A 26,473-nucleotide genomic window follows, 5' to 3' on the forward strand; every position below is an offset into this window, starting at 1 on the left:
CTGAATCCCGGCTCTACCCCGCCAGAGAGGGAACTTCCGGATGCCCAACCACGCCCTCGCCATACGCCGCCCATGGCACTTCATGCGAGCGCCAGATATGGATCTCCGGGCTGCGCCCGGGATCCTCGTCCAACGTAGCCACCCGCAGAATCACTGAAGGCTGCCCTGCGCGCTGCGCCACAAGATGCGTCCCACACTGGCTGCAAAACAAGCGATCCTTGTCGGGTGATGAAGCAAACGCGCGCAGGTGTTGCTCGCCCTTGAGCCAGCGAAAGTGTTCGTGCAACACACGCGCCGTGGCGGGAAACGCCGCGCCGTGCGCCTTGCGGCAAGTCCGGCAGGAGCAATTGACGATCGGCCCGTCGAGCTGGTCGATCTCGTATGCAATGGCCTGGCACAGGCAGCTTCCCTTCATCTCACCTCCCCTTGTCTTTGTCCTTATCCTTATCCTTATCCTTGCCCGCATCCCTGGCCGGCCCGGCATTGCCGTACCACGGCGGCACCAGCGAATACATCGCCGCCGAGCACGGCACGCCGTGCAGCACCAGCCGGTTGCGCGCGATGCATTCGAACTGCGCGCCGATCTTCTCCGCGACAGCGCGGCTGACCATATTGTGCTCGGCCGCCACCACTTCCAGGCGCGTCAGCCCGAGGCGGTGAAAGGCATAGCACGCCATCAGCTCGGCCGCGCGCGCGCCCAGTCCCTGCCGCTGCCGGCTCTGGCGGATCCAGTAGCCGAGGTTGCCGAAGTTGTAGTCGCGGTTGATCTGGTTAATGGAAACGCCGCCATACAGCTCCCTGCCGTCCGGGGCGAACACGCCGATGTCGTAGGCCTCGCCAATGGCCATGCTCTCCGTGCACATGTCGACCCAGTTCTCGGCGTCGCGCACGCTATAGCCCGCACGACACCACGGCAGCCACTTGCCCACGGTCTCGAGCGATTCGTGCACGGCGGCCACGAACTGGGGCACGTCGGGATAGCGAAAGGGGCGAAGGAGGAAGCCTTGGCCGTGGAGGGCTTGCATGGTGCGTCCTTGGGACTCGGTCAGCGCAGGAACTTGCCGGCACGGGCATCGTGCGGCGCGACACGCCCGGCCTGCACGCCAGTGTAGCGAGTGTAGTGGCCGCGCAGCCTCATCTCGGCCTCATGGCTTCGCCAATCAGCAGCCTGGCCCGCACGCGCGCATGCAGCAGCGCCATGTCGGCATGACGCAGGCTCGGGTGGCGGCTTAGCGCGGCCATCACCTTGCCGGATTGCTGGATCGAGCCAACGCCGGCCTCGGCGGCGGCGCGGTCGATCAGCACGTCGATCTCCATCTCGGACAAAGGGCGGGCGATGCGGGCGGCCAGGCTCAGTGCCGTGTCGTCGAAGCGGGCGCCGTCGTCGAAATGAATGCGACCCTCGATCCTCACAGGCAGGCCGTACTGGTCGAGCTTGCCGAAGCGCAACTCGCGGATGTCGACCGCGTGGTGGCGGCCGTCGAAGTAGAGCGTGCCGTCGATGTAGCCGGGCTCCGGGTTGAGCGGGAACACGAGGCGCTTGCCGGCCAGTTGTTCAAGGCTGAAGGTAGGCAGGCTCATGCCATCGAGCCGGATCGCCGTGCGCACCGGCGCGCCGCCGAGGACGAACGGCGCCAGCTCGATCTCGAGATCGGCGCCGTGCGCGTGAATGGTGGAGGCAGAGAGATGCGCGACCAGGGGGTGAAGCAGTGCGACGGGAAAGGCAGGCATGGACGGTTTCCTCGCAAAGGGTCAGGGTCGGGGACAGGCTCCACGGCATGGTGGCGCCCGCGTTACCGGTGTTACCGCTCAATCCCGGTTGTACACCTCGCCGCCTTCCAGCGCCAGCGCGCCGGCGGCTGCCAGCGACGCCAGGACCCGGTCGAGGATGGCCGCCATGTCCTGCGCGGGCATGAAGCGCGCGTGGATGCGCTGCATCAGCGGCGCCTGCGCCATCCACGCCAGCAGCGCGTCGCGTGGCATGCGCTGCTGCTCCAGCAGCTTGAATTTCACCAGCACCTTGATGGCATGCGTGGCGTTGCGCCCGGCATCGGCGCTGAGGTAGGCCAGGCGCCCGCCGGCGACGTCGAGCGCGGCCGCCACGTTGGTGAACGGCCGCCCGTGGCCGGGAATCACCACGCGCACATCCAGCGTGGCGATGCGCGCCAGCACGGCCGCCTGCTCGGCGAAGCCGCTCTCGCCTTCGAGTTCCGGGAAGATCACGCCGAAGCCGTTCTCCCACAGCGCATCGCCCGAGATCAGGATGCCTTCCTGCGGGGCGAACAGCATCACGGCATGGGGATCGTGGCCGGGCGCGCCGACTACCTGCCACTCGATCCCGCCCAGGCGCAAGGTATCGCCGTCCTGCACCACGTCGTCGAAGGTGAAGCGGTCGCACTGCTGACCGGTGGCGCGGTAGCTGAGGGCGTCCACGTCCCACGCGCGCACCGCCTCGGCCTGCGCGGCGGGGATCAGCGTGCGCGGCTGCCAGCGGCGCTGCAGCGTGGCGTTTCCGCCGCAGTGGTCGGAGTGCAGGTGCGTGTTGACCAGGCGCCGCAGCACCCGGCCGCCGAGGCCGGCCTCGACCAGGGCCAGCGTCTGTGGCGCATGCGTGACGTAGCCGGAGTCGACCAGCGCGGTGTCATCGCCGTCGGCAAACAGGATGTTGTTGGCGGATAGCCAGCCGCGCTCGAAGACGCGCATGGTGCCAGGCAGGGTGGGAGGCAGGGTGGAAGACGTGAAGGTAGTTGGCATCGGGGTGTCGGCAAATCAGCTGATCAGCGGCCGGCGGCCGCTGGGTTGCCCGCTGGCGCGTCGGCACGCCCCGCGCCAACCGGCAACGCGGCGGCGGCACGGAATGCCTCGGAGGCAAAGAAGGGATCCTGGCCAAGCCGCGCGGCGAGCATGTCAAGCGCATCCAGGCCCCAGAACAACTGCCCCTCGGCATCCTCCTGCAGCGCAGCGGTAGGTACGCCGAACACGCCGCGCGCCAGCGCTTCGTCCCCGTTCTCCCGCAGGCGCGCCTTGACCGCATCCTGTGCCAGCGCAGCGGTAGGTACGCCCAGCGCGCCGCACAGGGCATCGAATTCGGCCTGTTGCTGGGGCACGTGGCCTTGCTGCCAGACGAAGCGGAAAATAGGCGCCAGCGTGGCATGCGAGAGCCGGCCTTCGAGCTCCAGCGCTACCGCCAGGCGCAACAGGGGCAGCGGATTGAACGGGTGCACGGCGGGCATGGCGAGCGGCGTGCCGTCGCGGTGCGCGATCCAGGCAACGTGCTCGAAGGTAAAGCGGCGCTTGGGCGCGATCTCGGCCGGGCCGACATTGCCCCAATGGCGCAGCAGCCCGGCAAACAGCAGCGGCACGTAGCGCACCGTCACATCGACTGGCAACGCCCGGGGCAAGCGCTCGAATGCCAGGTAGGCGAACGGCGAGATCGGGTCGAAGTACCAGTCGATGGCGGTGGTCATGGCCGGGTCACGCTGTGTTGTGGGTGGGATGCATCATGGCGCTGTCCTTGCGGCAAGCGCCGCGGCGCGCTGCGGCAGCAGCAGCCAGATCCTGCGCCGCCCGGCCTCGTCGCTGCCGGACCACGCGGCGATCTCGTCGATCGTGCGCAGGCAGCCTTCGCACAAGCCGCTCGCGGCGTCCATGCGGCACACATTGCGGCACGGCGACGGCACGGGCTGCGCGCGCTGGGCGGCTTGCGCGCCGCGCGCGAGCTCTGCGGCGAGGCGGGTGGCTTGCGACATCGCCTCAGCCCTCGCCCTTGATGCCGGGTGCAAGCAGCGGCTTCATGCGCAATGGCGCTGCGCCACGTCGGCCACCTCGGCTCCGGTCATGCGCTGCAGCTCTTGGGGCGTGAGGTTGAACACAGCGTGCGGATGGCCGGCGGCGGCCCACAGGCTGTCGTAGCGGAACAGGTCGCTGTCGAGCAGCATCACGGGCGCCACCGCGTGGCCGATTGGGCAGACGCCGCCAATGGCGTAGCCCGTCTTCTCGCGCACGAACCTGGCGTCGGCCTTGCCGAGCGGACCCACCACGGCGGCTACCTTGGCTTCGTCGACGCGGTTGCTGCCGCTGGCGATCACCAGCACCGGCGCGTCGTCGGCCACGCGGCGAAAGATGATGGACTTGGCGATCTCGGCCACCGAGCAGCCCAGGCCGGCCGCGGCCTCGGCCGAGGTCTTGCCGGTGGCGGGCAGCATGACCACGGGCTTGTCGTGGCCAAGGCCGGCCAGCAGGCCGGCCACGCGCTGCGCCGCTTCGGGCAACGCGGCAGTGTCGTTAGCGTTGTCGGGAGAGTGAGTGTTCATGTCGATAGGGTTCGGATGGAAGGCCTTATACGCAGGCAGGCGCAGCGTCGGCAGCGGCGCCCCACTTCGTCAGCAGCGCGCGTCCCACGCGCGAGCTGTTGGCGCGGCCGATCGATTGCGAGATGAAGTCGCCCGCGCGCACTACCTGCTCCAGGTCCACGCCGGTGTGGATGCCCATGCCGTGCAGCATGTACAGCACGTCTTCGGTGGCCACGTTGCCGGTGGCGCCCTTGGCATAAGGACAGCCGCCGAGGCCGGCCACCGAGGCGTGGAAGATCGAGATGCCGACCTGCAGGCTTGCCAGGATATTGGACAGCGCCTGCCCGTAGGTGTCGTGGAAATGGCCGGAGAGCCGGTCGATGGGGAATTCGGCGGCAACCGCGTGCATCACCTCCTGCACCCGGCCAGGTGTGCCCACGCCGATGGTGTCGGCGATGTCGATCTCGTCGCAGCCGAGATCGCGCATGCGGCGCACCACGTCCACCACGGCGTGCACCGGCACCTCGCCCTGGTAGGGGCAGCCCAGCGCGCAGGAGATGCTGGCACGCAGGCGCAGGCCTTTTTCCTTGGCGGCGGCGGCCACGGGCGCAAAGCGCTCGATGGACTCGGCGATGGAGCAGTTGATGTTCTTTTGCGAGAACGCCTCGCTGGCGGCTCCGAAGATCACGACCTCGTCGGCGCTGGCCGCCACCGCGCCTTCGAAGCCCTTCATATTGGGCGTGAGCACCGAGTACAGCGTGCCCGGCCGGCGCTGGATGCGCGCCATCACGTCGGCGCCATCAGCCATCTGCGGCACCCATTTGGGCGAGACGAACGATGCGGCTTCGATATTGACGAAGCCGGCGTCGCTGAGGCGGTTGATGAGGTCGACCTTGACCTCGGTGGGCACCAAGGCCTTCTCGTTTTGCAGGCCGTCGCGCGGGCCGACTTCTACGACTTTTACATAGTGGGGCAGGGTCACGATGTCTCCTCGCTGTCTGGTTGCGGCGCACGCGCTTTGCCGCGCGCGCCATTTAACTAATCTACGGACATTGGGCCCGGGCACCCGGCGCAAACGCTCCGCCCCGGCACCCGGCTTGCTCAATAGCCGCGCTGCAGGTCGACCACGCCGGCGATCGGCTGGCCCGCGCCCAGCGCGCGGATCTTGGCCGCGATCTGGGCGACGCTGTCTTCGCGCAGCGTCAGTGCCGCGATATGCGGCGTGATGGTGATGCGCGGCTCGGCCCAGAAGGGATGCTCGGCGGGCAGCGGCTCGGTACGGAACACGTCGAGCGTGGCGCCGGCGATCTGGCCCGACTGCACGGCGGCCAGCAGGTCTTCCTCGACCAGGTGCGGGCCGCGCGCCACGTTGACCAGGTACGCGCCCTTGGCAAGCTTGCCGAGCAGGCCGGCATCGAGGATGTTCTCGGTCTCCGGCGTGAGCGGCAGCACATTGACCAGCACGCGCAGGCCATCCAGGAACGGCGCCTGGCCGGCCTCGCCGGCAAAGCCCCGCACGCCTTCGATATCGCGCGCCGTGCGGCTCCAGCCGCGCACCGGGAAGCCGAAGCCGGCCAGCGCCTGCGCGATCTGCGCGCCGAGCGTGCCCACGCCCATCACGCCCACCGTGAAATCGGCACGGCGATGCGGCTTGAGAAAGCGCCAGGTGCCAGCCTGCTGGGCCAGCGCGTATTCGTCCAGGCGGCGGAAGTAGCGCAGTACCGCGTGCGTCACGTAGTCGATCATCTGCGCGGCCATGCCGGCATCGTCCAGGCGCACGATGGGCACGCCGGCCGGCAACGCATCCGGGGCGGTGTCGCGCAGGCTCAGGATGCCGTCCACGCCGGCGCCCAGGTTGAACACGGCTTTCAGGTCGGTGCGAGCGCGCAGCATCTCGAGCGGCGGGCGCCACACCACGGCGTAGTCGACCTGCTCGTTCTTGCTGTCTTCCCAGGTCAGGCATTGCGCCTCGGGCAGGGCTTCGTTAAAGCCGTCGATCCAGGGCTGGTAACGGCCATCCGGTACATACAACTGCAACTTCATCTCATCTCCACTCTGGTCTTCTTTCTCTTCCATTTTCGCAGAGGATGGGCATGGCCTGCGGTTTTCTTGCTGCAGGCGTACACCAAGGGTGGCAGCTCAGCCGATTCCGGCTTCGAAGGACAGCAACTGAGCGCCTTCGCCAACCTGCTCGCCCACACCGTACAGCACCTCGCCCACCACGCCGTCGGCCGGCGCGCTGATGGTGTGCTCCATCTTCATGGCCTCCATCACCAGCAGCGGCGCGCCTCGCGCGACCCGGCTGCCGGCCTGGACCATCACCGCGATGACCTTGCCGGGCATGGGCGCGGTGAGCTTGCCGCCCTCGCCTTCGCCCTCGGCGGCATGCGCGAGCGGGTCGATCCAGGTGAGGGCTACATGGCGATGGCCGCTGAACACATGGAAGGTATCACCTTCCGCATGGACCTGCCCACGGGCGCGCCGCGTGCCGAGATCGACACGAATGTCGTCCGCCGCGCACTGCGCCCGGAACGGCGCGGCCTGGTCGGCGAAGAACAGCGTGCTGCCGCGCGCATCGGTGGCGAGCGTCACATCAGCGAAATGGCTGCCCGCCGCGCCGGCTACGGAAAAACGCAGGGCGCGCCGCTCCCCGCCATTCAATCGCCATGCGCCCGCATGCTGCCAGGGCGAATGCGCGTCGGCCGGATCGACGCGGCGCGCGCGGGCTTGCGCATCCACCAGCGCCGCTACCGCCAGGGCGATCACCTCCATGCCTACCGGCGCGGGCGGGGGAAACAGCGCCGCCTGGTTGCGCTCGATCAGCCCGGTGTCGAGATCCGCGGTGCGGAACGCCTGCGAGGTCACCAACCGCTGCAGGAAGGCGATATTGGTCGACAGGCCCACCACGTGATACTCGGCCAGCGCCTGCGCCATGCGCGCCAGGGCTTCCTCCCGGTCGCGGCCCCACACGATCAGCTTGGCGATCATGGGGTCGTAGTACGGGCTGATGGTGTCGCCCTCGCGCACGCCGGAGTCGATGCGCACGCCCGCCGGGCCGCTGCCGTCCTGGCCCAGCGTGAACGTCACCGCGGCCGGCGTGCGCAGGTAGCGCAGCGTGCCGGTGGAGGGCAGGAACTGCTTGTCGGGGTTCTCGGCGTAGACGCGGGCTTCCAGCGCGTGGCCGTGGATGTGAAGCTGATCTTGCTTGAGCGGCAACGGTTCGCCGGAAGCCACGCGGAGCTGCCATTCGACCAGGTCCTGCCCGGTGATCATCTCGGTGACGGGATGCTCCACCTGCAGGCGGGTGTTCATCTCCATGAAGTAGAACGAGCCGTCCTGGTTGGCGATGAACTCCACGGTGCCGGCGCCGACGTAGCCCACGGCCTGCGCGGCGGCCACGGCGGCATCGCCCATCGCCCGCCTGCGCGCCTCGCTCATGCCTGGGGCCGGCGCTTCTTCCAGCACCTTCTGGTGGCGGCGCTGCACCGAGCAGTCGCGCTCGAACAGGTAGACGCAGTTGCCGTGCGTGTCGGCAAACACCTGGATTTCGATATGGCGGGGACGGGTCAGGTACTTCTCCACCAGCACGCGGTCGTCGCCGAAGCTGGCGCTGGCCTCGCGCTTGACGGACGCCAGCGCGGCTTCGAAGCCTTCGCTGGCCTCGACCACGCGCATGCCCTTGCCGCCACCGCCGGCGCTGGCCTTGAGCAGCACCGGGTAGCCGATGCGGTCGGCTTCGCGGCGCAGCAGGGCGGGGTCCTGATCCTCGCCGTGGTAGCCCGGCACCAGCGGCACCGCGGCTTGTTCCATCAGGCGCTTGGCGGCGCTCTTGCTGCCCATGGCGCGGATGCTCGATGCCGGCGGACCAATGAAGACGAGGCCGGCTTCGGCGCAGGCCTCGGCGAAGCCATCGTTTTCAGAAAGGAAGCCGTAGCCCGGATGGATGGCCTGCGCACCGGTGGCCTTGGCCATTTCGATGATGTGGTCGCCGCGCAGGTAGCTGTCGCGCGCGGCGGCGCCGCCGATATGCACGGCCTCGTCGCACAGCGCCACGTGGCGGGCATTGGCGTCGGCGTCGGAGTAGACGGCCACCGTGCGGATGCCGAGGCGGCGGCAGGTGGCTGCCACGCGGCAGGCGATTTCGCCGCGATTGGCGATCAGGATCTTGTTGAACATGGCGTCCCCCTGATGGACTTCTGTCCGCAGCCAGCGCGGTTGCGGGGATGGCGGCCGTTGACCATTGGCCGTTGGCCGCCGCCGTTTCCGCCAGCTTACCCTGCGTAGCCCTCGGTGCGGATATCCAGCCGTGCCAGCAATGCGCGATCGCGATCTGCCTGGGGGTTGGCGGTGGTCAGCAAGCGGTCGCCGTAGAAGATGGAATTGGCGCCGGCCATGAAGCACAGGGCCTGCAGCGCGTCGTCCATGGTCTCGCGGCCGGCGGACAAGCGCACCATGGCGCTGGGCATGGTGATGCGCGCCACGGCGATGGTGCGCACGAACTCGAACGGGTCGATCGGCGCGGTGTCGGCCAGCGGCGTGCCCTTGACCGCCACCAGGTTGTTGATGGGCACCGATTCGGGATACGGGTCGAGGTTGGCGAGCTGCGCGATCAGCCCGGCGCGCGCTTCGCGCGATTCGCCCATGCCGACGATGCCGCCGCAGCACACGTTGATGCCGGCCTCGCGCACATGGCCGATGGTGTCCAGGCGGTCCTGGTAGGTGCGGGTGCCGATGATCTCGCCATAGAACTCGGGCGAGGTATCGAGGTTGTGGTTGTAGTAGTCGAGGCCCGCGTCCTTCAGGCGCTGCGCTTGCTCGGCCTCCAGCATGCCGAGCGTGACGCAGGTCTCCAGGCCCATGGCCTTGACCTCCTTCACCATCTCGATCACCGGCTCAAGGTGGCGGTCCTTCGGGCTGCGCCAGGCGGCGCCCATGCAGAAGCGGCCGGCGCCACTGGCCTTGGCGGCACGCGCGGCCTCCAGCACCTCGTCGAGCGCCATCAGCTTGCCCGCGGTGACGCCGGCATCGTGGTGCGCGCTCTGCGGGCAGTAGCCGCAATCCTCTTCGCAGCCACCTGTCTTGATCGACAGCAGCGTGGAGAGCTGCACGGCGTTGGGATCGAAATGCTCGCGGTGCACCTGCTGGGCGCGGAACAGCAGATCGTTGAACGGCAGCGCGTACAGCGCGGCGACCTCGGCCACGGTCCAGTCGCCCGGCTTGGTGGCGGGCGTGGGCTCGGTGAAGCGGCGGGCGGTCTGGCGCAGGGTGTCGGCGGAAATGGTGGCGACGGTCTGGCCGGCGTGGGTGGTTGCGGTCATGGTGGTTTTTTGTCCGGTGATTCGTTCTGTGTTTTCAGTCTTTGTTCGGTGCGCGCTCAGGCAGCAATGCCGGTGCCGGCGGCATTGCAAGCGGCAAAGAGCGGCGCCAGCGCGAGCTGGCTGGCGGCTTCGGCCGGCGCGGTCTGCCACGGCAGCGTGCCGAGCCAGGGCGCGCCCAGCGCCGCGCGCAGCGTGTCGATGTTCTCGTCGGCCAGGTCCATGCCGGGATCGATGCGGTTGGCGATCCAGCCGGCCAGGTGCAGGCCGCGCGCGCGCACGGCTTCGGCAGTGAGCAGCGCGTGGCTGATGCAGCCCAGGCGGATGCCAACCACCAGCACCACCGGCAGGCCGAGCATCACGGCGAGGTCGGCCGTGTCCCAGCCGCCCTGCTCCCGCGGCGCGCCGTCCAGCGGCACGCAAAAGCCGCCGACGCCTTCCACCACCACCGCGTCGGCCTGCGCCTGCAGCGCGGCAAAGGCGGCGCGGATCGGCTCGCGCGTGATGCGCGCGCCTTCGATGGCGGCGGCCAGGTGCGGCGAGGCCGGCGTGCGCAGCAAGAACGGGCACGTCAGCGCTTGCGGCACGGTCACCGAGCTGGCGGCGCGCAGTTGCGCCACGTCATCGTTGTGCCAATGGTCATCGCGCCATTCGCTGCCGCTTGCCACCGGCTTCATGCCGACGGCCCGATGGCCGGCGGCGCGCAGCGCGTGCAGCAAGGTGGCGCTGGCGTGCGTCTTGCCGATGCCGGTGTCGGTGCCCGTGACAAAACAGGCGATCATGACGCCTCCTTGCGCGGCACCACGCTGGCAAGGCTGGCGAGCAGGCGCTCGACATCGGCCACGGTGTGCGAGGCCGACAGCGTGATGCGCAGGCGCGCGGTTCCGACGGGCACGGTGGGCGGGCGAATCGCGCCAACGCGGATGCCATCTGCCTCCAGCGCCGCGGACAGCGCCAGCGCCGCCACGTTGTCGCCCACGATCACGGGCTGGATCGCGGTCGAGCTCTCGCCCAGCCGCCAGCCGGCCGCACGGGACAGGCTGGCCAGGCCGCCACGCAGCGTGCGGATCAGCTCGTTGAGCTGCGCGCGGCGTTGCCGCCCTTCGTCGCCGGCGATCAGCGCCAGGCTGGCGGACAAGGCGTGCGCCACCGCCGGCGGCGCGGCCGTGGTGTAGATGTACTGCCGCGCGGTGTTGACGAGATGATCGATGATGGTCTCGTGCGCGGCCACGAAGGCGCCCGCCACGCCGGCGGCCTTGCCCAGCGTGCCGATATAGATGAAGCGCGGCGACGTCAGCGCGAGATGCTCCAGCACGCCGTGGCCTTGCTCGCCCAGCACGCCGAAGCCATGCGCGTCGTCCAGGATGATCCACGCGTCGTGCCGCTCGGCCAGCGTGAGCAGCTCGGCCAGCGGCGCGAAATCGCCGTCCATGCTGAACACGCTGTCGGTGACGATCAGCTTGAGCGGGCTGGTGCTGGCGCTCAGCAGGCCTTCCAGCTCGGCCACATTGCGATGCGCATAGCGGCGGACTTCGGCACGCGCCAGGCGTGCGCCGTCGATCAGCGAGGCATGGTTGAGCTCTTCGCAAAAGAGCGTGGCGTCGGCGCTGCCAAGTGCAGTCAGCACCGCCATGTTGGCCATATAGCCGGTGCTGAAGTAGAGCGCAGCCGCGTGCGGAATGTTCGGCGCGAACCACTCCGCCAGCTCACCCTCGAGCCGGTGGTGAGCCAGCGAATGGCCGCTCACCAGGTGCGACGCCCCGCTGCCCGCGCCGAACTGGCGCGCGCCCTCGGCCATCGCCGCGATCAGCGCGGGATGGTTGGCAAGGCCCAGGTAGTCGTTGCTGCAGAACGTCAGCAACGAGTGCATCTCTCCGCCGCAGGCATCGCTCACGGCTTGCTGCGGCGCGCAGGCGGAATACGCGGTGCGGCGGCGCCGCGTCAGTGCCTTTTCGTCGCGCTCGGCGGCGGCCAGGGTCAGGTGCTCAAGCAGCATGGCATATCTCCGTGGGTGCGCCGGTACCGTTGCCGGCGCTATCGTTCCGGTCCATGCCGGCGAGCACCGTGTCGAGCGTGGCTTGCAACTGGCCGGCCAGCCATTGCGAAAGCTGCGCATCGAACACGTACGGCGGCATGATGTAAAGCGTGCGGCCGATCGGCCGGATCAGCACGCCGTGCGCGCGCGCGGCGTGATGGAAGCGCGCGGCGAACTCGCCTGCGTTGGCCGCGTATTCCTCGCGCACGTCGGCGGCCCAGATCAGGCCGCGCTGGCGCACGTGGTGCAGCCGCGCATCCGCCGCCAGCCCCGCCATGGCTTGCGTGAGCCACTGCGCGCGCTGGCGGTTCTGCGCCACCACGTCTTGCCTGGCGAACAGGTCCAGCGTGGCCAGCGCGGCGCGGCAGGCCAGCGGATTGCCGGTATAGGAATGCGAGTGCAGGAAGCTGCGGGCGCGGTCCGGGTCGCGCGCTTCGGCCACGAAGGCCTGCTGGATCGCGCTGCGCGACAGCACCAGCGAGAGCGGCAGGTAGCCACCGCTGATGCCCTTGGACAAGCACAGGAAATCCGGCCACAGGTGCGCCGGCAGCGCTGCGCCGGGCTCGCCCGCGCCGCGCGCCTGCTCCCACGCGAAGAAGGTACCGGTGCGCCCGCAGCCCACCGCGATCTCGTCGGCGATCAGGTGCACGCGGTAGCGGTCGCACAACGCGCGCACGCCTTCCAGGTAGACCGGATCGTGCATCGCCATGCCGGCGGCGCACTGCACCAGCGGCTCGATGATGAGCGCAGCGATCTGGCCGCCGCGCGCCTGCAGCAGCGCCTCCAGCGCATCCAGCGCGCGCTGCGCGACATGCGCGGCGCTTTCGCCCGGCGCGGCCTGGCGTGCATCTGGCGACATCACCACATGCGAGCTCATCAGCATCGGATCGTAGGCATCGCGGAAGATCGCCACGTCGGTCACCGCCAGCGCGCCCACGGTCTCGCCGTGATAGCCATGGCGCAGGCAGACGAATTCGCGCTTGCCGCCCAGGCCGGTGTTGCGCCAGTAGTGGAAGCTCATCTTCAGCGCGATCTCGACGGCGGATGCGCCGTCGCTGGCATAGAACACATGGCCGAGCGCGCCGCCGGTGAGCGCCGACAGGCGCTCGGCAAGCTCCACCGCCGGCGCATGCGTGCAGCCGGCCAGCATCACGTGCTCGAGCGTGTCGAGCTGCGCGCGCAGCGCAGCGTTGATGTCGGGGTTGGCGTGGCCGAACAGGTTGACCCACCAGGAACTGGTAGCGTCGAAATAGCGCTGGCCGTCGGTGTCGTGCAGCCAGGGGCCCTCACCACGGGCGATGGCAAGCGGCGGCTCGCCGGCATCGGGCCGCAGCGGCGTGCACGGATGCCATACCGCGCGCAAGCTGCGCTCGCCGAGCGTGGGCTGGGCGGGATGCGCGCTCGGCGCCAGGGACGCGGAATTGGACTGGTCTTCCAAGGAAACCCTCCTTTGTTGACCGCGCGCTAGCCTACCCGGCCGGGCGGAGCCTGGCGTGGCGGCACTTGCGTGCGGGTTGGGGAGAGTCATGGTAGGGAGCTACCTGGTGAATTGGCAAACAGCGCCGGATTTACACGTTGGCAACACGTTGAGCGACAAAGCACGAAGAAGTACGTAACCGCCTCGTATCCTGACGCTTGCGTGCGCCTATCTCCACCTCGCGTCGCCGCATGCGGCGGGCGATTCCATCCACCTATCGAAAAAAATTGCCCATCACGGCTGCGGATCGAACGAAAGCCCGATCTCCTTGAAGAACCGCTCGACCTCCGGCAGCCACACCGGCACGCCCGCCCGTGCGCCGAACAGCGTGTGGGAGTCGCTTGCGAAGGTCCCGAAATCCACCATGCGGGCGTTGGCGGCGGGGCCATGCGCCTGCGCCGTATAGGCCTCGAAGAATTTTGCCGGCAGGGGCTGTGGCCAGTAGCTGTCGTTATCGCCATACAGCCACAGCGAGGGATAGCGCGCCTTCTTGCCGTAGTCGCTGAACGCGTCCACCAGGTTGAATTCCCAGCGGCTGCAGGATTCGTCGCGCAGGCCGCCGGCAAAATTGATCACGCCCAGCACGCCCGGATATGCGATGGTGGCAAAGGCCATGGTGGTCAGCCCGCCATGCGACTGGCCGATCACCACAATGCGCGATTTGTCCACATAGGGCTGCCCGGCCATGTATTCGAGCGTGGCCACCACGTCCTCGGCCTGCACCACGCCGTTGCTCTCGACATTGCAGCCGCCGCCGATATACGCGCCGCCGGATTTGGAAAAGCCCTGGCGCATCGGCAGCGCCACGACGTAGCCGCGCTTAACGAACTCCGCGCTCTGCACGAGGTAGCGTGCACGCGACTGGAAGGCCGGCTTGCCGGCCGCCTTGCCGTGATTGATCACGACCAGCGGAAACGGGCCGTCGCCGGGTGGCTTGAAGACGGTGGTCTCCAGCTCCAGCGAGAACATGATGCCGGGCTTGGGAACCATCGCGATCTGCTCCGAGGCGCCGGGGATGATGGCGGCGATCGTCGCAGGTGCCTGGGCCTGCTTCGTGGATGGAGGCAGGGCCATGGCGCCGGTGAATGGCAGGGTCAACAGCAGGGCCAGGGCCAGCCGATGCATCCATCTCATGATTGCCTGCTCCTTGGTTGCCACCGCCGTGCGCGGCGTCGCTGCCCTGCCCGCTGCCCCTTCAGCCCGTGCGCTTGGGCAACGGATGCCCCGGCAACAGATCGTAAGGATGGCGCCAGCCCGGCAGCGTACGCAGCCGCTCGGTCCAGGCGTGGATATGCGGATACTCCTTGCGCCAATGCACGCCGATCTCGTCGTCGTAGAACACGTACCCTGCCAGCGAAAAATCGGCGATGGTCAAGCGCTCGCCCAGCACGTAGGGACGTCCGGACAAATGCGTGTTGAGCACATTCCACGCGCCCTCGCAGCGCTGGCGCAGGAACTGCAGCACGGCCGGGTCCGGCGCCTTGGCGAAGGCGCGCAGGAAGCGGTAGCTTGCGGTGTAGGACGTGAACTTGTGATTGTCGAACAGCAGCCAGCGCAAGACCTCGGTGCGTTCGGCCTCGCTGGCGGGGCCGTAGATGTCGAGACGCTGCGCGAGCAGGTCCAGGATGGCGCCCGATTGCGACAGGCGGCGGCCATCGAACTCAAGCACCGGCGCCTCGCCCATTTCGTTGATGGCGCGGTACTCCGGCGTGTGCGTCTCGCCGTTGAAGTAGTCGACGAAGCGCGGCGTCCACAGCTTTCGGCCACGCTGCACGCCGACGGTTTCCAGCAGCAATGCCACCTTGTAGGTGTTGCCGGACTGCGCGAAGCCATACAGCAGGTAACCGGTGTCTTGCGCGGTCTCCTGCGCGGTGCCAGCAGCCATCGATTCCGTCATGGTGTCTCCCCCAGCATTTCGCCATCGACATAGAGCCAGCGCGGCGCCTCGCCGGCACTGCGCGGCTCGCGTACAAAGCGGCTGCGCTCGTGCAGCCGCCAGGCGCGCCCGCCCACCTTGTAGCGCGCCACGAATTCCACCTGGGCATGCGTCTCGTCCTGCTGCGCATGCGCCTTGACGGCCAGCCCGAGCCAGCGCGTGTCCGTGTCCGCGGCGAGATCGGCCGGGCAGGTGGATGGATGCCACGTATGACGCAGCCAGTCCACGTCGCCCAGCACATAGGCGCTATAGCGCGAGCGCATCAGTTGCTCGGCGTTGAACGGCAGCGCCTCGCCGCGATGAAAGCGCCCGCAGCAGGTGGCATAGTCGCCCCCGCCGCATGGGCAGCCGCCGGTGCCGGACGCGCGCGCCTTCATCCGATCAGCCCCGGTAGCTCGCGCATATCGGTGAAGGTCGCTACAGCGCCGGCGGCCATCAGCGATTGCGCCGCGTTGCGCGCGGCGTAGCCGAGCACGGTCATGCCCGCGGCAACACCTGCGGTCACGCCCGTCGGGCTATCCTCGATCACCACGCAGCGCGCCGGTTCCACGTTCATGGTGCGCGCCGCCAGCAGGTAGACATCGGGCGCGGGCTTGCTGCGCTCGACCTCGGTGGACGAGAAGATATGCTCGCGCTCGTCCTGCTGGAACAGCTCCACCAGGCCGGTGCGGATCAGCTGCAGTTTGACCTTGATGCGATCCGCGCCCGAGGCCAGGCAGATCGGCAAGCCTGCCGCCACGATCGCGCAGACCGCTTCACGAACATGCGGCACCGCCTGCACTTCCGCCTCAAGGACTGCGTTGCGACGCACAATCCACTCCGACAGCCAGTTTTCCGGCAGCGGCGAGCCGCGCCGGCTGGCGATGTTGTCGAGCTCTTCGCGCACCGCGCGGCCAAGGAACCACTTGGTGGATTCCTCGATCGAGATGCGGATGCCAAGCTCATTGAGCATCTCGTTGAGCACGCGGTTGACGATGGGCTCGCTGTCGACGAGCACGCCGTCGCAATCGAAAATCACGCAATCGAAGCGGGGATGGCGGATCGGCTTGATGCTGGCATTCATGCGGGTTTCTTTTCCTTGCTGCTGTCTGTGCTGCTGTCTGTGTTGCTGTCCTTGCCCGGCACGGCACGCAGTTCCGTGGGGCGCTTGCTCTTGAGGTGTGCCTCGATCTGGTCGAAGCGGTCGAAGCCCCAGAACGGCTCGCCGTCGATGATCACGAAGGGCGAGCCGAACACGCCCTTGGCCATGGCCACGTCGATCTCAGCCTTGAGCTGGTCCTTGATCTGGAAGCTGCTGGCGCCGGCATCCATGGCGTGCGCGTCGATGCCGAGCGGCCCGGCCAGCTTTACCAGCTCGGCCGGCTCGGCGATGTTGATGTCGTCCACGAACAGGGCGTGATAAACCGACTTGGCGAACGCGGTGGCGATATCGTCGCCATGATGGTTCTGCAGCCACAGCACGGCGCGGGCGGCTTGCGTGGTGGGCAGCGGGAAGTGCGTCGGGCGCTCGTACTCGATATTGTGGAAGCGCGCGGTGCGCTCGAAATCGCGCCAGGAATAGTCGCCCTTGAGCGGCACCTGCGGCAGCGGCGAGCTGCCGGTGGTCTTGAACACCACGCCGAGCAGGATCGGATGCCAGGCGACGATGCGCCCGTATTTCTGCGCCAGCTCGTCGATGCGCGTGCTGGCGAAGTAGCCATAGGGCGAGGAGAAATCGAAGTAGAAATCGATGGCAGCAGTCATTGTTGTCTGGGGGCTCCTGGCGTCTGGCCGTTTGGGTTCGATACTTCGGTGATTCGATGATGCGCCAACTGGTTGGTTCCGTGCTGCACGCAAGCCGCCCTCAGGCCAGCGCCCGCGCGATCAGTATCTTCTGGATGTCGCTGGTGCCCTCGTAGATCTGGCACACGCGCACATCCCGGTAGATGCGCTCGACCGGGAAATCGCTGACATAGCCATAGCCGCCGAAGACCTGGATGGCGGCCGAGCAGACCTCCTCGGCCATCTCGCTGGCATACAGCTTGGCCATGGCGGCCTCCTTCAGGCAAGGCCGCCCCGCGTCCTTGAGCGACGCGGCGTGCCACACCATCTGCCGCGCCACCTCGATCTTGGTCGCCATGTCCGCCAGGCGGAACTGCACGGCCTGATGCGCGAACAGCGGCTGGCCGAAGCTCTCGCGTTCCTTGGCATAGGCCAGCGCCGCGTCGAACGCCGCGCGCGCCATGCCGATGCTTTGCGAGGCAATGCCGATGCGTCCGCCTTCCAGGCCGGACAGCGCCATCTTGTAGCCGGCACCCTCCTCGCCCAGCATATTGGCTGCCGGCACGCGGCAATCCTCGAACAGGATCTGCGCGGTGTCCGACGAATGCTGGCCGAGTTTTTCCTCGAGCCGCGCGACGATATAGCCGGGCGTGGCGGTGGGCACCAGGAAGGCGCTGATGCCACGCTTGCCCGCCGCCTTGTCGGTGACTGCGAGCACGATGGCCACGTCGGCGTTCTTGCCGCTGGTGATGAATTGCTTGACGCCGTTGAGCACGTAGTCGTCGCCATCCCTCACCGCGCTGGTGCGCAGCGCGGCGGCATCCGAGCCCACGTGCGGCTCGGTCAGGCAGAAGGCGCCGAGCATTTCGCCGCGCGCCAGCGGCACCAGCCACTGCTGCTTCTGCGCCTCGCTCGCGAAGGCCATCAACATGCTGCAAACCGGGCAGTTGTTGACGCTGATGACGGTGGAGGTGCCGCCGTCGCCGGCGGCAATTTCTTCCAGGATCAGCGCCAGCGAGAGATAGTCGAGTCCGGCCCCGCCGTACTGCTCGGGCACCGCCACGCCGTACGCGCCCAGCGCGGCCAGCTCGCGGTGCACCGCCTGCGGGAAGGTTTTGTCGCGATCCCATGCGGCGGCGTGCGGCGCGATCTCCTGCTGTGCGAACTGGCGCACGGCGTCGCGGATCATTTCCTGTTCTGGCGTGAGCAGCATGTCAGATCACCAAGCGGGTAGCGGCGACGGCCGTGGCAAAGAAAACAACAGAAGCGGTGCTCACCACGGGATCACGCTGCCATCGTAGTTGCGAAAGCCGCCGTTGTCCTGCCGAGTCGCGCCGGCAATCACGCTGCGCATCCCGGATACGCTTTGCTGCGGCGTGAGATCGGCTTCCTTGCCGCCCATCTCGGTCTGTACCCAGCCCGGGTGGAAGGCCAGGCAGGTGGCGTGGCGCGCGTCGAGCGAGGTGGCCTTGAGTGCCGCGTTGGCGGCCGCCTTGCTGACGCGGTAGAGCCAGCTGCGGTTGCTGTCCATGGTGCCGATGCTGCCCATGCGCGAGGCCAGCACCGCCAGGACGCCGCCCTTGCCCGAGCGCCCGGCCTCGACCAGCGGCAGCAGCAACGGCAGCGCCATCATCGGCCCCAGCACGTTGACATGCATGACCTTGTCGAAGTCCTCACGGGTCACCGGCTGCGCGCCTTCGGTGCGCGGGCCGATCACGCCCGCGTTGTAGATCGCCACGTCGATGGACTCGCCGTCCAGCTTCCAGCCCAGCCCGGCGACCTGGCCCGCGTCGGTCAGGTCGGCGCGCAGCGCCTCCGCGCCGAGCGCCTCGATGGCCTTTACGCCATCGTCGCTGCGCGCGACGGCCAGTACCCGCCAGCCGTCGGCGCGGTACTGGCGCACGAATTCGAGACCGATGCCACGCGAGGCACCAAGGATGAGAGCAGTTGGCAAGGCGGTACTCCTTCTTCTATGTTGGTTACGGCCTGGCTGCCGCACGGGGCGGCAGCCGCTCCATGGCTGTCGATGCAGCCGGCGTTGCTAGATCAAACGATCTCCAGCCCCACGGCGGTGGCTTCGCCCCCGCCGATGCACAGGCTGGCCACGCCGCGCTTGCCGCCGGTCTTGCGCAGCGCGCCGATCAGCGTAGCCATGATGCGCGCGCCCGAGGCACCGATCGGGTGGCCCAGCGCGCAGGCGCCGCCGTGGATGTTGACCTTGTCGCGCGGGATCTTGAGGTCGTGCATGGCGGCCATTGGCACCACGGCGAACGCTTCGTTGATCTCGAACAGGTCGACGCTGTCGGTGGTCCAGTCAAGCTTGCGGTACAGCTTGTTCATCGCCTCCACCGGCGCGGTGGTGAACCAGCCGGGCGCCTGCGCATGCGTGGTGTGACCCAGCAAGCGGGCCAGCGGTTCCAGGCCAAGCCGCTTGGCGGTGGATTCGCGCATCATCACCAGCGCGGCCGCGCCATCGTTGATCGACGACGATGAGGCGGCGGTAATGGTGCCGTCCTTGGCAAAGGCGGGCTTGAGCGAAGGGATCTTGTCGACCTTGATGCGGCGCGGGCCTTCATCGGTGTCGATGACGGTGTCGCCGCCGCGCCCCGGCACCGTCACCGGCGCAATCTCCCAGCGGAAGTCACCGCGCTCGGTGGCCTGCTGGGCGCGCCGCACGCTTTCCATGGCGAACGCGTCCTGCGCCTCGCGGGTGAACTTGTACTTGGCCGCGCAGTCCTCGCCGAAGGTGCCCATCGAGCGGCCGCCGCCATTTTCGTCCTTGATGTAGGCATCTTCCAGACCATCCAGCATCATGTGGTCGAAGATCATGCCATGGCCGATGCGGTAGCCGCCGCGGCCCTTGGGCACCAGGTACGGCGCATTGGTCATGCTCTCCATGCCGCCGGCAATGCCGATCTCGAATGCGCCCGCGATCAGCGCGTCATGCACATTCATGGCGGCGCGCATGCCGGAGCCGCACATCTTGTTGACGGTGGTGCATCCCACGCCAAGCGGCAGGCCAGCGCCCAGGGCAGCCTGCCGGGCCGGCGCCTGGCCCAGGCCCGCAGGCAGCACGCAGCCGAACACCACCTCCTCGATCTGCTCCGGCGTCAGGCCGGCGCGCTCAACTGCGGCGCGGATGGCGGTGGCGCCAAGCTGCGGCGCCGTCAGCGCGGCGAACTCGCCCTGGAAAGCCGCCATGGGGGTGCGGGCGGCGGATACGATGACAACGGGATCATGCATGGTATGTCTCCAATGATTGGGGCGCTGACTGGCGGCGATGTTGGCTCTTTCCGGAAATCTCTCTGTGCTTGCTGCCTGGCTGATGACGAACGGCTAGCGGATCGATGCTTGCGGCGGATCGCCGAACTGTCGGTAGGCGGCCTCAAGCTGGGCGTGCAGTTCGTCGTTGCTGCTGGCGGCCATGCCCAGGTCGCGCAGCAGCCCGTCGGACACGCCGTAGACCCAGCCATGCACCGTGACCGCCTGCCCGCGGTCCCACGCGTCCTGCAGCACCGTGGTCTGGCACACGTTGTTGACCTGCTCGATCACGTTGAGCTCGCACAGGCGCGTGTGCGCGTCTTCCTCGCGGGTGATGGTGCCAAGGTAGGCGCCGTGCTTGTCGGCCACGTCGCGCACATGGCGCAGCCAGTTGTCGGCCAGGCCGATGCGCTGGCGCTTGAGCGCCACCTTGACGCCGCCGCAGCCATAGTGGCCCACCACGGTGATGTGGCGCACCTTGAGCACTTCCACCGCGAACTGGATCACGGATAGCGCGTTGAGGTCGCTATGGGCGATGACGTTGGCGATATTGCGGTGGACAAACACCTCGCCAGGCGCCAGCCCGAGAATCTGGTTGGCCGGCACGCGCGAATCGGAGCAGCCGATCCACAGGTACTCGGGCGCCTGCTGGTTGGCCAGGCGCATGAAGAAGCTCGGGTCTTCCGCATTGACGCGGTCCACCCACTCGCGGTTGTTGCGGAATAGCTGTGCGATGGCGTCACTCATGCGACCCTCCTTGCTGGAGCATGTTCGTTGCCGTGCGCGCGCGCTTTGGCGTCGCCGCTGCCGGCGGCATAGCGATGGATAAAGCGTTCAGAAATATCGTAGGCATAGAAGTCATGGATTTGCCCGGCCAGCAGCCGGTCCTTGTGAGCCTGCCACATGGCAGGATCGAAAAAGTCTTCGTGGTGCCGCAGGAAAGCAGCGCGCACGCGCGCGTCGCCGAGCAGGAAGGTGCGATATGTCTCGGGGAAGATATCGTGCCGTCCCACGCTGAACCAGACCTCGCCCGACATTTCCTCCTCCTCGTTGCGCGGCTGCGGCACGTGGCGGACATTGGTGTCCGTCATGTACTCGATCTCGTCGTAGTCGTAGAACACCACGCGCCCGTGGCGCGTCACGCCGAAGTTCTTGTAGAGCATGTCGCCGGGGAAGATATTGGCGGCGATCAGCTCCTTGATGGCGTTGCCGTACTCGACGATGCCGTGCTCGACCTGCGCATCCGAGCCTTCCTGCAGCCAGATGTTCAGCGGCGTCATGCGGCGCTCAATATACACGTGGCGCACGACAATTTCCTCGCCGCCATCCTTGCCGCGCTGGTATTCGATCATCGACGGCGCATGCAGCTCCAGCTCGCGCACCAGCGCATCGTCGAAGCGCGAGAGCGGGAAGGCCACGTCGGAGTACTCCAGCGTATCGGCCATGCGCCCGACGCGGTCGTGCTGCTTGACCAGCTGGTACTTGGACTTGATCAGCTCGCGCGTGGTCTCCTTGGGCGCCGGGTAGTAGTCCTTGATCACCTTGAACACGTAAGGGTACGACGGCAGCGTGAACACCAGCATCACCAGGCCCTTGATGCCGGGCGCGCTGATGAACTTGTCCGAGGAGTGCTGCAGGTGATGCAGGAAGTCCCGGTAGAACAGGTTCTTGCCCTGCTTCTGCAAGCCCAGCGAGGTATAGATTTCAGCGCGCGGCTTGCGCGGCATGATGTCGCGCAGGAAGGTCACGTACGCCGACGGGATCTCCATGTCGACCATGAAGTACGAGTGCGTGAAGGAGAACAGGATCAGCAGCTGCACCTTCTTTAGCAGCACCGTGTCGAGCGACAGCTTGCCACCTGGCGTGTGCACGATGGGAATCGCCAGCGGGTAGGTGCGGTCGGCGTTCAGGATACGGCCGACGATGAAGGCCGACTTGTTGCGGAAGAACAGCGACGACAGCACGTGGATCTGGAAATTCGGCGCAATGCGCAAGTCGCCGAAATACTCGGTGACGGCGCGCACCACATAGCCGATATCGCGCGTGAGATCGTCGAACGGGCGCTCGAGCTGGAAATTGTGGACGATGCGCTCGAAGCACGCCGCCATGCCCTTGCGGCTGCCCGGATAGTAGGCGCGGAAGGTCGGCCGCGTGGGCGACTCCTCGTTCTCGATGTACTCGGTCGAGACGGCCGGGCGCACGAAGATGAAGTCGTTGTTGAAGTACGAGCGGTGCAGGATGCGCGTGCATACCGAGTTGAAGAACGTCTCGGCCAGTTCGGGCTGGTGGTGATTGGTCAGCAGGCCGATGTAGTGCAGCTTGATCTGCTGCCAGATCTCGTCTTCGATATTTTCCGCGTCGTATTCGTCTTCCAGGATCACGCTGGTTTCGCGTACCCGCTCGTTGTAGAAGTCGATGCGGTCGCGCTGCAGTTGCAGCAGGCCATGCCAGTCGGCCGCTTCGAACTTCAGCTTGGCCTGGTGGCTCACCTCGCGGAACAGCCGGTAGTGCTTGTCAAACCCGTCCAGCATGGTCCGGGCCACGTCGTAGGCGATCTGCGAGGACAGCAGCTTGGGGAAGTGGGACATGTCGCAGACCGGTGACTAAAACTAGAGGTGGTTCCGGAGATTGTAAATTGGTTCGGCGGTAGGGCGAGTGCTCTTTCGGTCAATTCGGCGCAGGCGGCAGGGCACTTAGGCTGGCGCTGCCGCCTCGCGCCACCGCGCCCGGCCGCGTGCAGCGCCTGCGTCACATGGTTTGCGAGAACAGCTCGCGCCCGATCAGCATGCGGCGGATTTCCGAGGTGCCGGCGCCGATCTCGTACAGCTTGGCGTCGCGCCACAGGCGGCCCACCGGGTACTCGTTGATATAGCCGTTGCCGCCCAGGATCTGCACGGATTCGCCGGCCATCCAGGTTGCCTTCTCGGCGGTGTACAGGATCACCGCGGCGCAGTCCTTGCGCACCTGGCGCACGTGTTCGGTGCCGAGCGAGTCGAGATTCTTGCCCACCGTGTAGAGGTAGCTGCGTGCCGCCTGCAGCGTGGTGTACATGTCAGCCACCTTGCCCTGGATCAGCTGGAATTCGCCAATGCTCTGGCCGAACTGCTTGCGGTCGTGGATGTACGGCGTGATCACGTCCATGCACGCCTGCATGATGCCTACCGGGCCGCCGGAGAGCACCGCGCGCTCATAGTCCAGCCCGCTCATCAGCACCTTGGCGCCCAGGTTCTCGCCGCCAAGGATGTTCTCCACCGGCACTTCCACGTCCTGGAACACCAGCTCCCCCGTGTGCGAGCCGCGCATGCCGAGCTTGTCCAGCTTCTGCGCCACCGAGAAGCCCTTCATGCCCTTCTCGACGATAAAGGCGGTCATGCCGCGCGCGCCAAGGTCCGGCTCGGTCTTGGCGTAGACCACCAGCACATCGCAGTCCGGGCCGTTGGTGATCCACATCTTTGTGCCATTGAGCACGTAGTGGTCGCCCTTGAAGTCCGCGCGCAGCTTCATGCTCACCACGTCGGAGCCGGCATTGGGCTCGCTCATGGCCAGCGCGCCGATCCAGTCGCCGGAGACCAGCTTGGGCAGGTATTTCGCCTTCTGCGAAGCGGTGCCGTTGCGGTGGATCTGGTTCACGCACAGGTTGGAGTGCGCGCCGTAGGACAGGCCGACCGAGGCCGAGGCGCGGCTGATCTCTTCCATGGCGATCATGTGGGCCAGGTAGCCCATATTGGCGCCGCCGTACTCCTCTGCCACCGTGATGCCGAGCACGCCGAGGTCGCCCATCTTCTTCCAGGCGTCCATCGGGAACTGGTCGGTGCGGTCGATCTCTGCCGCGCGCGGGGCCAGTTCGGCCTGCGCCCAGTTGCGCACGGTGTCGCGCAGCATCTCGATGTCTTCGCCCAAGTCGAACTTCAGGCCTGGCAGGTCGGTCATGGCGGTCTCCTGGTGGAATCGGTCTTCTTGTCTTCTTGTTTTGTAGTTGGCGCTCAGACGTGGCCCAGCGTGCGCACCACGCACAGGGTCATCAGCATGGTGGCCACCGCCTTGCGCACGCCGTCGGTTTCGCTATACACGTCGCCCTGCGCCACGATCAGGGTGCGGCCGGGCTTGAGCACGCGGCCCACCGCCACCAGCCGCTCGCCCTGGGCGGGTGAGAGCAGGTTGATCTTGTATTCGGCGGTCAGCCCGGCCTCCCCGTCCCCCACCATCGACAGCGCGGCGTAGCCGCAGGCGCTGTCGGCCAGCGCGCCCACGGCGCCGCCGTGGAAGAAACCGTGCTGCTGGGTCACGCCCTCGGACCATGGCATGGCGATCTCCACCTCGCCGCGCGTAACCCGCGTCAGCGCCGCGCCGAAGGTGGTCATCAGGCCCTGGCGGGAGAAGCTGGTGGCAATGGCATCCGCGCGCTCGGCGGACAAAGGCGTGGCATCGACAGCTTGGGGCATGGGCTTTCCTCGATTGAGAAACTATTCTATTTACGTTTACGTAAACGTCAATCAAATCCGATACCGAAACCGGATTAATGGTCTATCAGGCGCTTTTTCCCGCCACCGACGGTGATGCTTCGCACGCATGCGTCGCCAGCAACGCCCGGCACTGCCGCTCGTGCTGGTCGATCTCGGCTAGCTGCGCCTGCAGGTCCTCGAGCTGGCGCTCCAGCGTGCCGCGGTGATGCGCCAGCGCGTGCAGGAAGCGCTCCAGTTGCGGCGCGGTGTCGCGCGGCGACTCGTACAGGTCGAGGATCTCGCGGATTTCGTTGAGTGTCAGCCCGAGACGCTTGCCCCGCACCGTGAGCTTCAGGCGCGTGCGCTCGCGCCCGTTATAGACGCGCTTGCGCCCGGTCGGCCCTTCGCGCTCCGGCGACAGCAAGCCTTGGTCCTCGTAGAAACGGATCGCACGCGGCGTCACGTCGAACTCGCGGGCGAGATCGGTGATGGTGTAGGTTGGCGTGGCTGGCGAGTCTGGCATGATGGCCCGGTAAAAAAGTGAACGGTCGTTCGGTATGGAATGAAGTTTTCGCTTAATATTGAAAAAGCCCGCCCCAATTGACGTTAACGTTAGCGTCAAGCAAAGCCGATGGCAACCTTGACGTGCAACAGTGACATGCAACCGTGACGTGCAAGCCGCCATCTTGCGACGGCTACCGTGACAACGAGAAAGCCCGCCTGCGCCCGGCACCGCGCGCACAGGGCTTCAGACCCCGAGAGACTCTTCATGAACGCACTCGAACACCAACTCCAATACCCGTTTGGCGAAACCCTGCCTGAAGGCGGCGCGCGGCAGCAAGTGGCCCCCGGCGTCTACTGGCTGCGCATGCCGCTGCCCTTCGCGCTGGACCATATCAACCTGTGGCTGGTGCGCGACCGCCTCGAAGGCCGCGACGGCTGGACCATCATCGATTGCGGCGTCACCAACGACACCATCAAGGCGCACTGGGAGACCGTGTTCGCCAACGAGCTCGATGGCCTGCCCGTGCTGCGCGTGCTGGCCACCCACTGCCACCCCGACCACATCGGGCTGGCACACTGGCTGTGCAAGCGCTGGGACGCCCGCCTGTGGATGAGCCTGGGCGACTACATGAACGCCCGCGTGATGGGTGGCGGCAGCGGCGTCGGCTCCAACGCCGGCGGCGACTTCGCGGCCAGCCACTTCGCCCGCCACGGCCTGACGGACCCTGACAGCCTGGAAAAACTGCGCGCGCGCAAGAGCTACTACCCGTCGCTGGTGCCGGACCTGCCTACCCAGTACCGCCGCATGATGGACGGCGACATCGTGCATATCGGCACCGACCCGGCCAAGTCGGGCTGGCGAGTGATCACTGGCTTCGGGCACGCGCCCGAGCACGTCGCCCTCTACAACGCCGCCTTGAATGTGCTGATTTCCGGCGACATGGTGCTCCCGCGCATCTCCACCAATGTCAGCGTGTTCGACATGGAGCCGGAAGCCAATCCGCTCAAGCTATACCTGGATTCCCTGGGCAAGTACGAGCCGCTGCCGGAAGACGTGCTGATTCTGCCGTCGCACGGCCGGCCGTTCCGGAACCTGCATATCCGCATCGAGCAGTTGCGCCAGCACCATGTGGAGCGGCTTGCCGAGACGCGGGCGGCCTGCGTGGAGAAGGCCTGCAATGCGCATGACATTGTCGGGGTGATTTTCAACCGGCAGTTTGATATTCACCAGATGACGTTTGCGATGGGCGAGGCGCTGGCGCACTTGCATGTGTTGTGGCATGCGGGGGAAGTCAGGCGGGAGATTGGGGGGGATGGGATTGTGAGGTTTAAGGTTTAGTGGTGGGCATTGGGGTTTAACTGCAACTGCAACTGCAACTGCAACTGCAAAATCAGCTTCAACTTCAACGGCTTAACTTCAAAAGCAACTGCAGTTTCACCTCCCCTTCGG

Annotated in this window: 28 protein-coding genes; 1 reads left to right on the top strand and 27 read right to left on the bottom strand. The window is 67.1% G+C overall.

The genetic code is table 11. The features are described 5' to 3' along the window. Positions 1 to 13: 13 nt before the first annotated feature. The 27 genes from ACGLHR_RS27690 to ACGLHR_RS27820 form a co-directional block, all read right to left on the bottom strand. Positions 14 to 415: a GFA family protein gene (locus ACGLHR_RS27690; RefSeq protein WP_400097460.1), complete on the bottom strand. Its 402-nt coding sequence runs from the start codon at positions 413 to 415 to the stop codon at positions 14 to 16. 1 nt (position 416) lies between these two features. Continuing rightward, positions 417 to 1,025 carry a GNAT family N-acetyltransferase gene (locus ACGLHR_RS27695; protein ID WP_400097462.1) on the bottom strand — a complete coding sequence of 203 codons (609 nt, stop codon included), beginning with the start codon at positions 1,023 to 1,025 and terminating at the stop codon, positions 417 to 419. Between the two features lie 109 nt (positions 1,026 to 1,134). Further along, positions 1,135 to 1,731 carry a GatB/YqeY domain-containing protein gene (locus tag ACGLHR_RS27700; protein WP_267605200.1) on the bottom strand — a complete coding sequence of 199 codons (597 nt, stop codon included), beginning with the start codon at positions 1,729 to 1,731 and terminating at the stop codon, positions 1,135 to 1,137. Positions 1,732 to 1,809: 78 nt separating this feature from the next. Continuing rightward, the gene (locus ACGLHR_RS27705) at positions 1,810 to 2,754 is read right to left on the bottom strand and encodes an MBL fold metallo-hydrolase (protein WP_400097464.1); all 945 of its coding nucleotides are present in this window, start codon (positions 2,752 to 2,754) and stop codon (positions 1,810 to 1,812) included. Positions 2,755 to 2,777: 23 nt separating this feature from the next. Beyond that, positions 2,778 to 3,467: a 2-hydroxychromene-2-carboxylate isomerase gene (locus tag ACGLHR_RS27710; protein ID WP_400097466.1), complete on the bottom strand. Its 690-nt coding sequence runs from the start codon at positions 3,465 to 3,467 to the stop codon at positions 2,778 to 2,780. Positions 3,468 to 3,500: 33 nt separating this feature from the next. Then, positions 3,501 to 3,749 carry a DUF1289 domain-containing protein gene (locus tag ACGLHR_RS27715; protein ID WP_267605197.1) on the bottom strand — a complete coding sequence of 83 codons (249 nt, stop codon included), beginning with the start codon at positions 3,747 to 3,749 and terminating at the stop codon, positions 3,501 to 3,503. Between the two features lie 42 nt (positions 3,750 to 3,791). After that, a complete protein-coding gene (locus ACGLHR_RS27720) occupies positions 3,792 to 4,313 on the bottom strand; it encodes a YbaK/EbsC family protein (protein WP_400097469.1) in 522 nt (173 codons plus the stop codon). A gap of 25 nt (positions 4,314 to 4,338) precedes the next feature. After that, entirely contained in the window at positions 4,339 to 5,274 is a 936-nt protein-coding gene (locus ACGLHR_RS27725) for a hydroxymethylglutaryl-CoA lyase (RefSeq protein ID WP_318238466.1), read from the bottom strand. A 119-nt stretch (positions 5,275 to 5,393) separates the two neighbouring features. Then, positions 5,394 to 6,335, bottom strand: coding sequence for a 2-hydroxyacid dehydrogenase (locus tag ACGLHR_RS27730; RefSeq protein WP_400097471.1), 942 nt, complete (start codon positions 6,333 to 6,335; stop codon positions 5,394 to 5,396). Between the two features lie 96 nt (positions 6,336 to 6,431). After that, positions 6,432 to 8,468 (bottom strand): acetyl/propionyl/methylcrotonyl-CoA carboxylase subunit alpha, encoded by a 2,037-nt coding sequence (locus tag ACGLHR_RS27735; protein ID WP_400097473.1) that lies wholly within the window; start codon positions 8,466 to 8,468, stop codon positions 6,432 to 6,434. Between the two features lie 95 nt (positions 8,469 to 8,563). Next, positions 8,564 to 9,610 carry a biotin synthase BioB gene (bioB, locus tag ACGLHR_RS27740; RefSeq protein WP_400097475.1) on the bottom strand — a complete coding sequence of 349 codons (1,047 nt, stop codon included), beginning with the start codon at positions 9,608 to 9,610 and terminating at the stop codon, positions 8,564 to 8,566. Between the two features lie 56 nt (positions 9,611 to 9,666). Continuing rightward, positions 9,667 to 10,389 carry a dethiobiotin synthase gene (gene bioD / locus ACGLHR_RS27745; protein ID WP_400097477.1) on the bottom strand — a complete coding sequence of 241 codons (723 nt, stop codon included), beginning with the start codon at positions 10,387 to 10,389 and terminating at the stop codon, positions 9,667 to 9,669. Then, positions 10,386 to 11,603, bottom strand: a complete 1,218-nt coding sequence (bioF, locus tag ACGLHR_RS27750) for an 8-amino-7-oxononanoate synthase (protein ID WP_318233958.1) — start codon at positions 11,601 to 11,603, stop codon at positions 10,386 to 10,388. Before bioF ends, bioD begins: the two co-directional genes overlap by 4 nt. After that, positions 11,593 to 13,080, bottom strand: a complete 1,488-nt coding sequence (gene bioA, locus ACGLHR_RS27755; protein ID WP_400097479.1) for an adenosylmethionine--8-amino-7-oxononanoate transaminase — start codon at positions 13,078 to 13,080, stop codon at positions 11,593 to 11,595. The genes bioF and bioA overlap by 11 nt, the downstream gene beginning before the upstream one ends. Positions 13,081 to 13,353: 273 nt before the next feature. Beyond that, positions 13,354 to 14,253, bottom strand: a complete 900-nt coding sequence (locus ACGLHR_RS27760) for a prolyl oligopeptidase family serine peptidase (RefSeq protein ID WP_318233956.1) — start codon at positions 14,251 to 14,253, stop codon at positions 13,354 to 13,356. Between the two features lie 61 nt (positions 14,254 to 14,314). Next, complete coding sequence (locus ACGLHR_RS27765) at positions 14,315 to 15,016, bottom strand: glutathione S-transferase family protein (RefSeq protein WP_400097481.1); 702 nt, start codon at positions 15,014 to 15,016, stop codon at positions 14,315 to 14,317. After that, positions 15,013 to 15,432, bottom strand: a complete 420-nt coding sequence (locus tag ACGLHR_RS27770; RefSeq protein WP_267605188.1) for a YchJ family metal-binding protein — start codon at positions 15,430 to 15,432, stop codon at positions 15,013 to 15,015. Before ACGLHR_RS27770 ends, ACGLHR_RS27765 begins: the two co-directional genes overlap by 4 nt. Next, the gene (locus ACGLHR_RS27775) at positions 15,429 to 16,118 is read right to left on the bottom strand and encodes an HAD family hydrolase (RefSeq protein ID WP_400097483.1); all 690 of its coding nucleotides are present in this window, start codon (positions 16,116 to 16,118) and stop codon (positions 15,429 to 15,431) included. The genes ACGLHR_RS27770 and ACGLHR_RS27775 overlap by 4 nt, the downstream gene beginning before the upstream one ends. Next, a complete protein-coding gene (locus ACGLHR_RS27780; RefSeq protein WP_400097485.1) occupies positions 16,115 to 16,798 on the bottom strand; it encodes a 2-hydroxychromene-2-carboxylate isomerase in 684 nt (227 codons plus the stop codon). The genes ACGLHR_RS27775 and ACGLHR_RS27780 overlap by 4 nt, the downstream gene beginning before the upstream one ends. A gap of 100 nt (positions 16,799 to 16,898) precedes the next feature. Beyond that, positions 16,899 to 18,029 (bottom strand): acyl-CoA dehydrogenase family protein, encoded by a 1,131-nt coding sequence (locus ACGLHR_RS27785; protein WP_267605185.1) that lies wholly within the window; start codon positions 18,027 to 18,029, stop codon positions 16,899 to 16,901. A 60-nt stretch (positions 18,030 to 18,089) separates the two neighbouring features. Then, positions 18,090 to 18,770 carry an SDR family oxidoreductase gene (locus ACGLHR_RS27790; protein ID WP_400097487.1) on the bottom strand — a complete coding sequence of 227 codons (681 nt, stop codon included), beginning with the start codon at positions 18,768 to 18,770 and terminating at the stop codon, positions 18,090 to 18,092. A 92-nt stretch (positions 18,771 to 18,862) separates the two neighbouring features. Beyond that, entirely contained in the window at positions 18,863 to 20,059 is a 1,197-nt protein-coding gene (locus ACGLHR_RS27795) for an acetyl-CoA C-acetyltransferase (protein WP_400097489.1), read from the bottom strand. A gap of 93 nt (positions 20,060 to 20,152) precedes the next feature. Beyond that, positions 20,153 to 20,824 (bottom strand): carbonate dehydratase, encoded by a 672-nt coding sequence (gene can, locus ACGLHR_RS27800; protein ID WP_267605182.1) that lies wholly within the window; start codon positions 20,822 to 20,824, stop codon positions 20,153 to 20,155. Next, a complete protein-coding gene (aceK, locus tag ACGLHR_RS27805; protein WP_400097491.1) occupies positions 20,821 to 22,665 on the bottom strand; it encodes a bifunctional isocitrate dehydrogenase kinase/phosphatase in 1,845 nt (614 codons plus the stop codon). Before aceK ends, can begins: the two co-directional genes overlap by 4 nt. A 160-nt stretch (positions 22,666 to 22,825) precedes the next feature. Continuing rightward, a complete protein-coding gene (locus tag ACGLHR_RS27810) occupies positions 22,826 to 24,007 on the bottom strand; it encodes an isovaleryl-CoA dehydrogenase (protein ID WP_400097493.1) in 1,182 nt (393 codons plus the stop codon). A 53-nt stretch (positions 24,008 to 24,060) separates the two neighbouring features. Then, positions 24,061 to 24,519 (bottom strand): PaaI family thioesterase, encoded by a 459-nt coding sequence (locus tag ACGLHR_RS27815; protein WP_267605179.1) that lies wholly within the window; start codon positions 24,517 to 24,519, stop codon positions 24,061 to 24,063. An 85-nt stretch (positions 24,520 to 24,604) separates the two neighbouring features. Continuing rightward, positions 24,605 to 25,042, bottom strand: coding sequence for a MerR family DNA-binding transcriptional regulator (locus tag ACGLHR_RS27820; protein ID WP_400097495.1), 438 nt, complete (start codon positions 25,040 to 25,042; stop codon positions 24,605 to 24,607). 246 nt (positions 25,043 to 25,288) lie between these two features. On the opposite strand from ACGLHR_RS27820, the gene ACGLHR_RS27825 reads away from it, so the two are divergent. Continuing rightward, the gene (locus ACGLHR_RS27825; protein ID WP_400097497.1) at positions 25,289 to 26,362 is read left to right on the top strand and encodes an MBL fold metallo-hydrolase; all 1,074 of its coding nucleotides are present in this window, start codon (positions 25,289 to 25,291) and stop codon (positions 26,360 to 26,362) included. Positions 26,363 to 26,473: the final 111 nt, after the last annotated feature.

Source organism: Cupriavidus sp. CuC1, from assembly GCF_044627735.1.
Taxonomy (GTDB): Bacteria; Pseudomonadota; Gammaproteobacteria; order Burkholderiales; family Burkholderiaceae; genus Cupriavidus; species Cupriavidus ulmosensis.

Excerpts from the sequence above, each read along its gene's own strand:
- bioD (WP_400097477.1), bottom strand. The coding sequence starts at position 10,389 with ATGATCGCCTGTTTTGTCACGGGCACCGACACCGGCATCGGCAAGACG.
- ACGLHR_RS27825 (WP_400097497.1), top strand. The coding sequence starts at position 25,289 with ATGAACGCACTCGAACACCAACTCCAATACCCGTTTGGCGAAACCCTG.
- ACGLHR_RS27735 (WP_400097473.1), bottom strand. The coding sequence starts at position 8,468 with ATGTTCAACAAGATCCTGATCGCCAATCGCGGCGAAATCGCCTGCCGC.
- ACGLHR_RS27780 (WP_400097485.1), bottom strand. The coding sequence starts at position 16,798 with ATGACTGCTGCCATCGATTTCTACTTCGATTTCTCCTCGCCCTATGGC.
- ACGLHR_RS27795 (WP_400097489.1), bottom strand. The coding sequence starts at position 20,059 with ATGCATGATCCCGTTGTCATCGTATCCGCCGCCCGCACCCCCATGGCG.
- ACGLHR_RS27815 (WP_267605179.1), bottom strand. The coding sequence starts at position 24,519 with ATGCCCCAAGCTGTCGATGCCACGCCTTTGTCCGCCGAGCGCGCGGAT.
- ACGLHR_RS27715 (WP_267605197.1), bottom strand. The coding sequence starts at position 3,749 with ATGTCGCAAGCCACCCGCCTCGCCGCAGAGCTCGCGCGCGGCGCGCAA.
- bioF (WP_318233958.1), bottom strand. The coding sequence starts at position 11,603 with ATGCTGCTTGAGCACCTGACCCTGGCCGCCGCCGAGCGCGACGAAAAG.
- ACGLHR_RS27690 (WP_400097460.1), bottom strand. The coding sequence starts at position 415 with ATGAAGGGAAGCTGCCTGTGCCAGGCCATTGCATACGAGATCGACCAG.
- ACGLHR_RS27760 (WP_318233956.1), bottom strand. The coding sequence starts at position 14,253 with ATGAGATGGATGCATCGGCTGGCCCTGGCCCTGCTGTTGACCCTGCCA.
- ACGLHR_RS27720 (WP_400097469.1), bottom strand. The coding sequence starts at position 4,313 with ATGAACACTCACTCTCCCGACAACGCTAACGACACTGCCGCGTTGCCC.
- ACGLHR_RS27785 (WP_267605185.1), bottom strand. The coding sequence starts at position 18,029 with ATGCTGCTCACGCCAGAACAGGAAATGATCCGCGACGCCGTGCGCCAG.
- ACGLHR_RS27820 (WP_400097495.1), bottom strand. The coding sequence starts at position 25,042 with ATGCCAGACTCGCCAGCCACGCCAACCTACACCATCACCGATCTCGCC.
- bioB (WP_400097475.1), bottom strand. The coding sequence starts at position 9,610 with ATGACCGCAACCACCCACGCCGGCCAGACCGTCGCCACCATTTCCGCC.
- ACGLHR_RS27765 (WP_400097481.1), bottom strand. The coding sequence starts at position 15,016 with ATGACGGAATCGATGGCTGCTGGCACCGCGCAGGAGACCGCGCAAGAC.
- ACGLHR_RS27700 (WP_267605200.1), bottom strand. The coding sequence starts at position 1,731 with ATGCCTGCCTTTCCCGTCGCACTGCTTCACCCCCTGGTCGCGCATCTC.
- ACGLHR_RS27695 (WP_400097462.1), bottom strand. The coding sequence starts at position 1,025 with ATGCAAGCCCTCCACGGCCAAGGCTTCCTCCTTCGCCCCTTTCGCTAT.
- can (WP_267605182.1), bottom strand. The coding sequence starts at position 20,824 with ATGAGTGACGCCATCGCACAGCTATTCCGCAACAACCGCGAGTGGGTG.
- aceK (WP_400097491.1), bottom strand. The coding sequence starts at position 22,665 with ATGTCCCACTTCCCCAAGCTGCTGTCCTCGCAGATCGCCTACGACGTG.
- ACGLHR_RS27730 (WP_400097471.1), bottom strand. The coding sequence starts at position 6,335 with ATGAAGTTGCAGTTGTATGTACCGGATGGCCGTTACCAGCCCTGGATC.
- ACGLHR_RS27770 (WP_267605188.1), bottom strand. The coding sequence starts at position 15,432 with ATGAAGGCGCGCGCGTCCGGCACCGGCGGCTGCCCATGCGGCGGGGGC.
- ACGLHR_RS27810 (WP_400097493.1), bottom strand. The coding sequence starts at position 24,007 with ATGACCGACCTGCCAGGCCTGAAGTTCGACTTGGGCGAAGACATCGAG.
- ACGLHR_RS27775 (WP_400097483.1), bottom strand. The coding sequence starts at position 16,118 with ATGAATGCCAGCATCAAGCCGATCCGCCATCCCCGCTTCGATTGCGTG.
- ACGLHR_RS27705 (WP_400097464.1), bottom strand. The coding sequence starts at position 2,754 with ATGCCAACTACCTTCACGTCTTCCACCCTGCCTCCCACCCTGCCTGGC.
- ACGLHR_RS27710 (WP_400097466.1), bottom strand. The coding sequence starts at position 3,467 with ATGACCACCGCCATCGACTGGTACTTCGACCCGATCTCGCCGTTCGCC.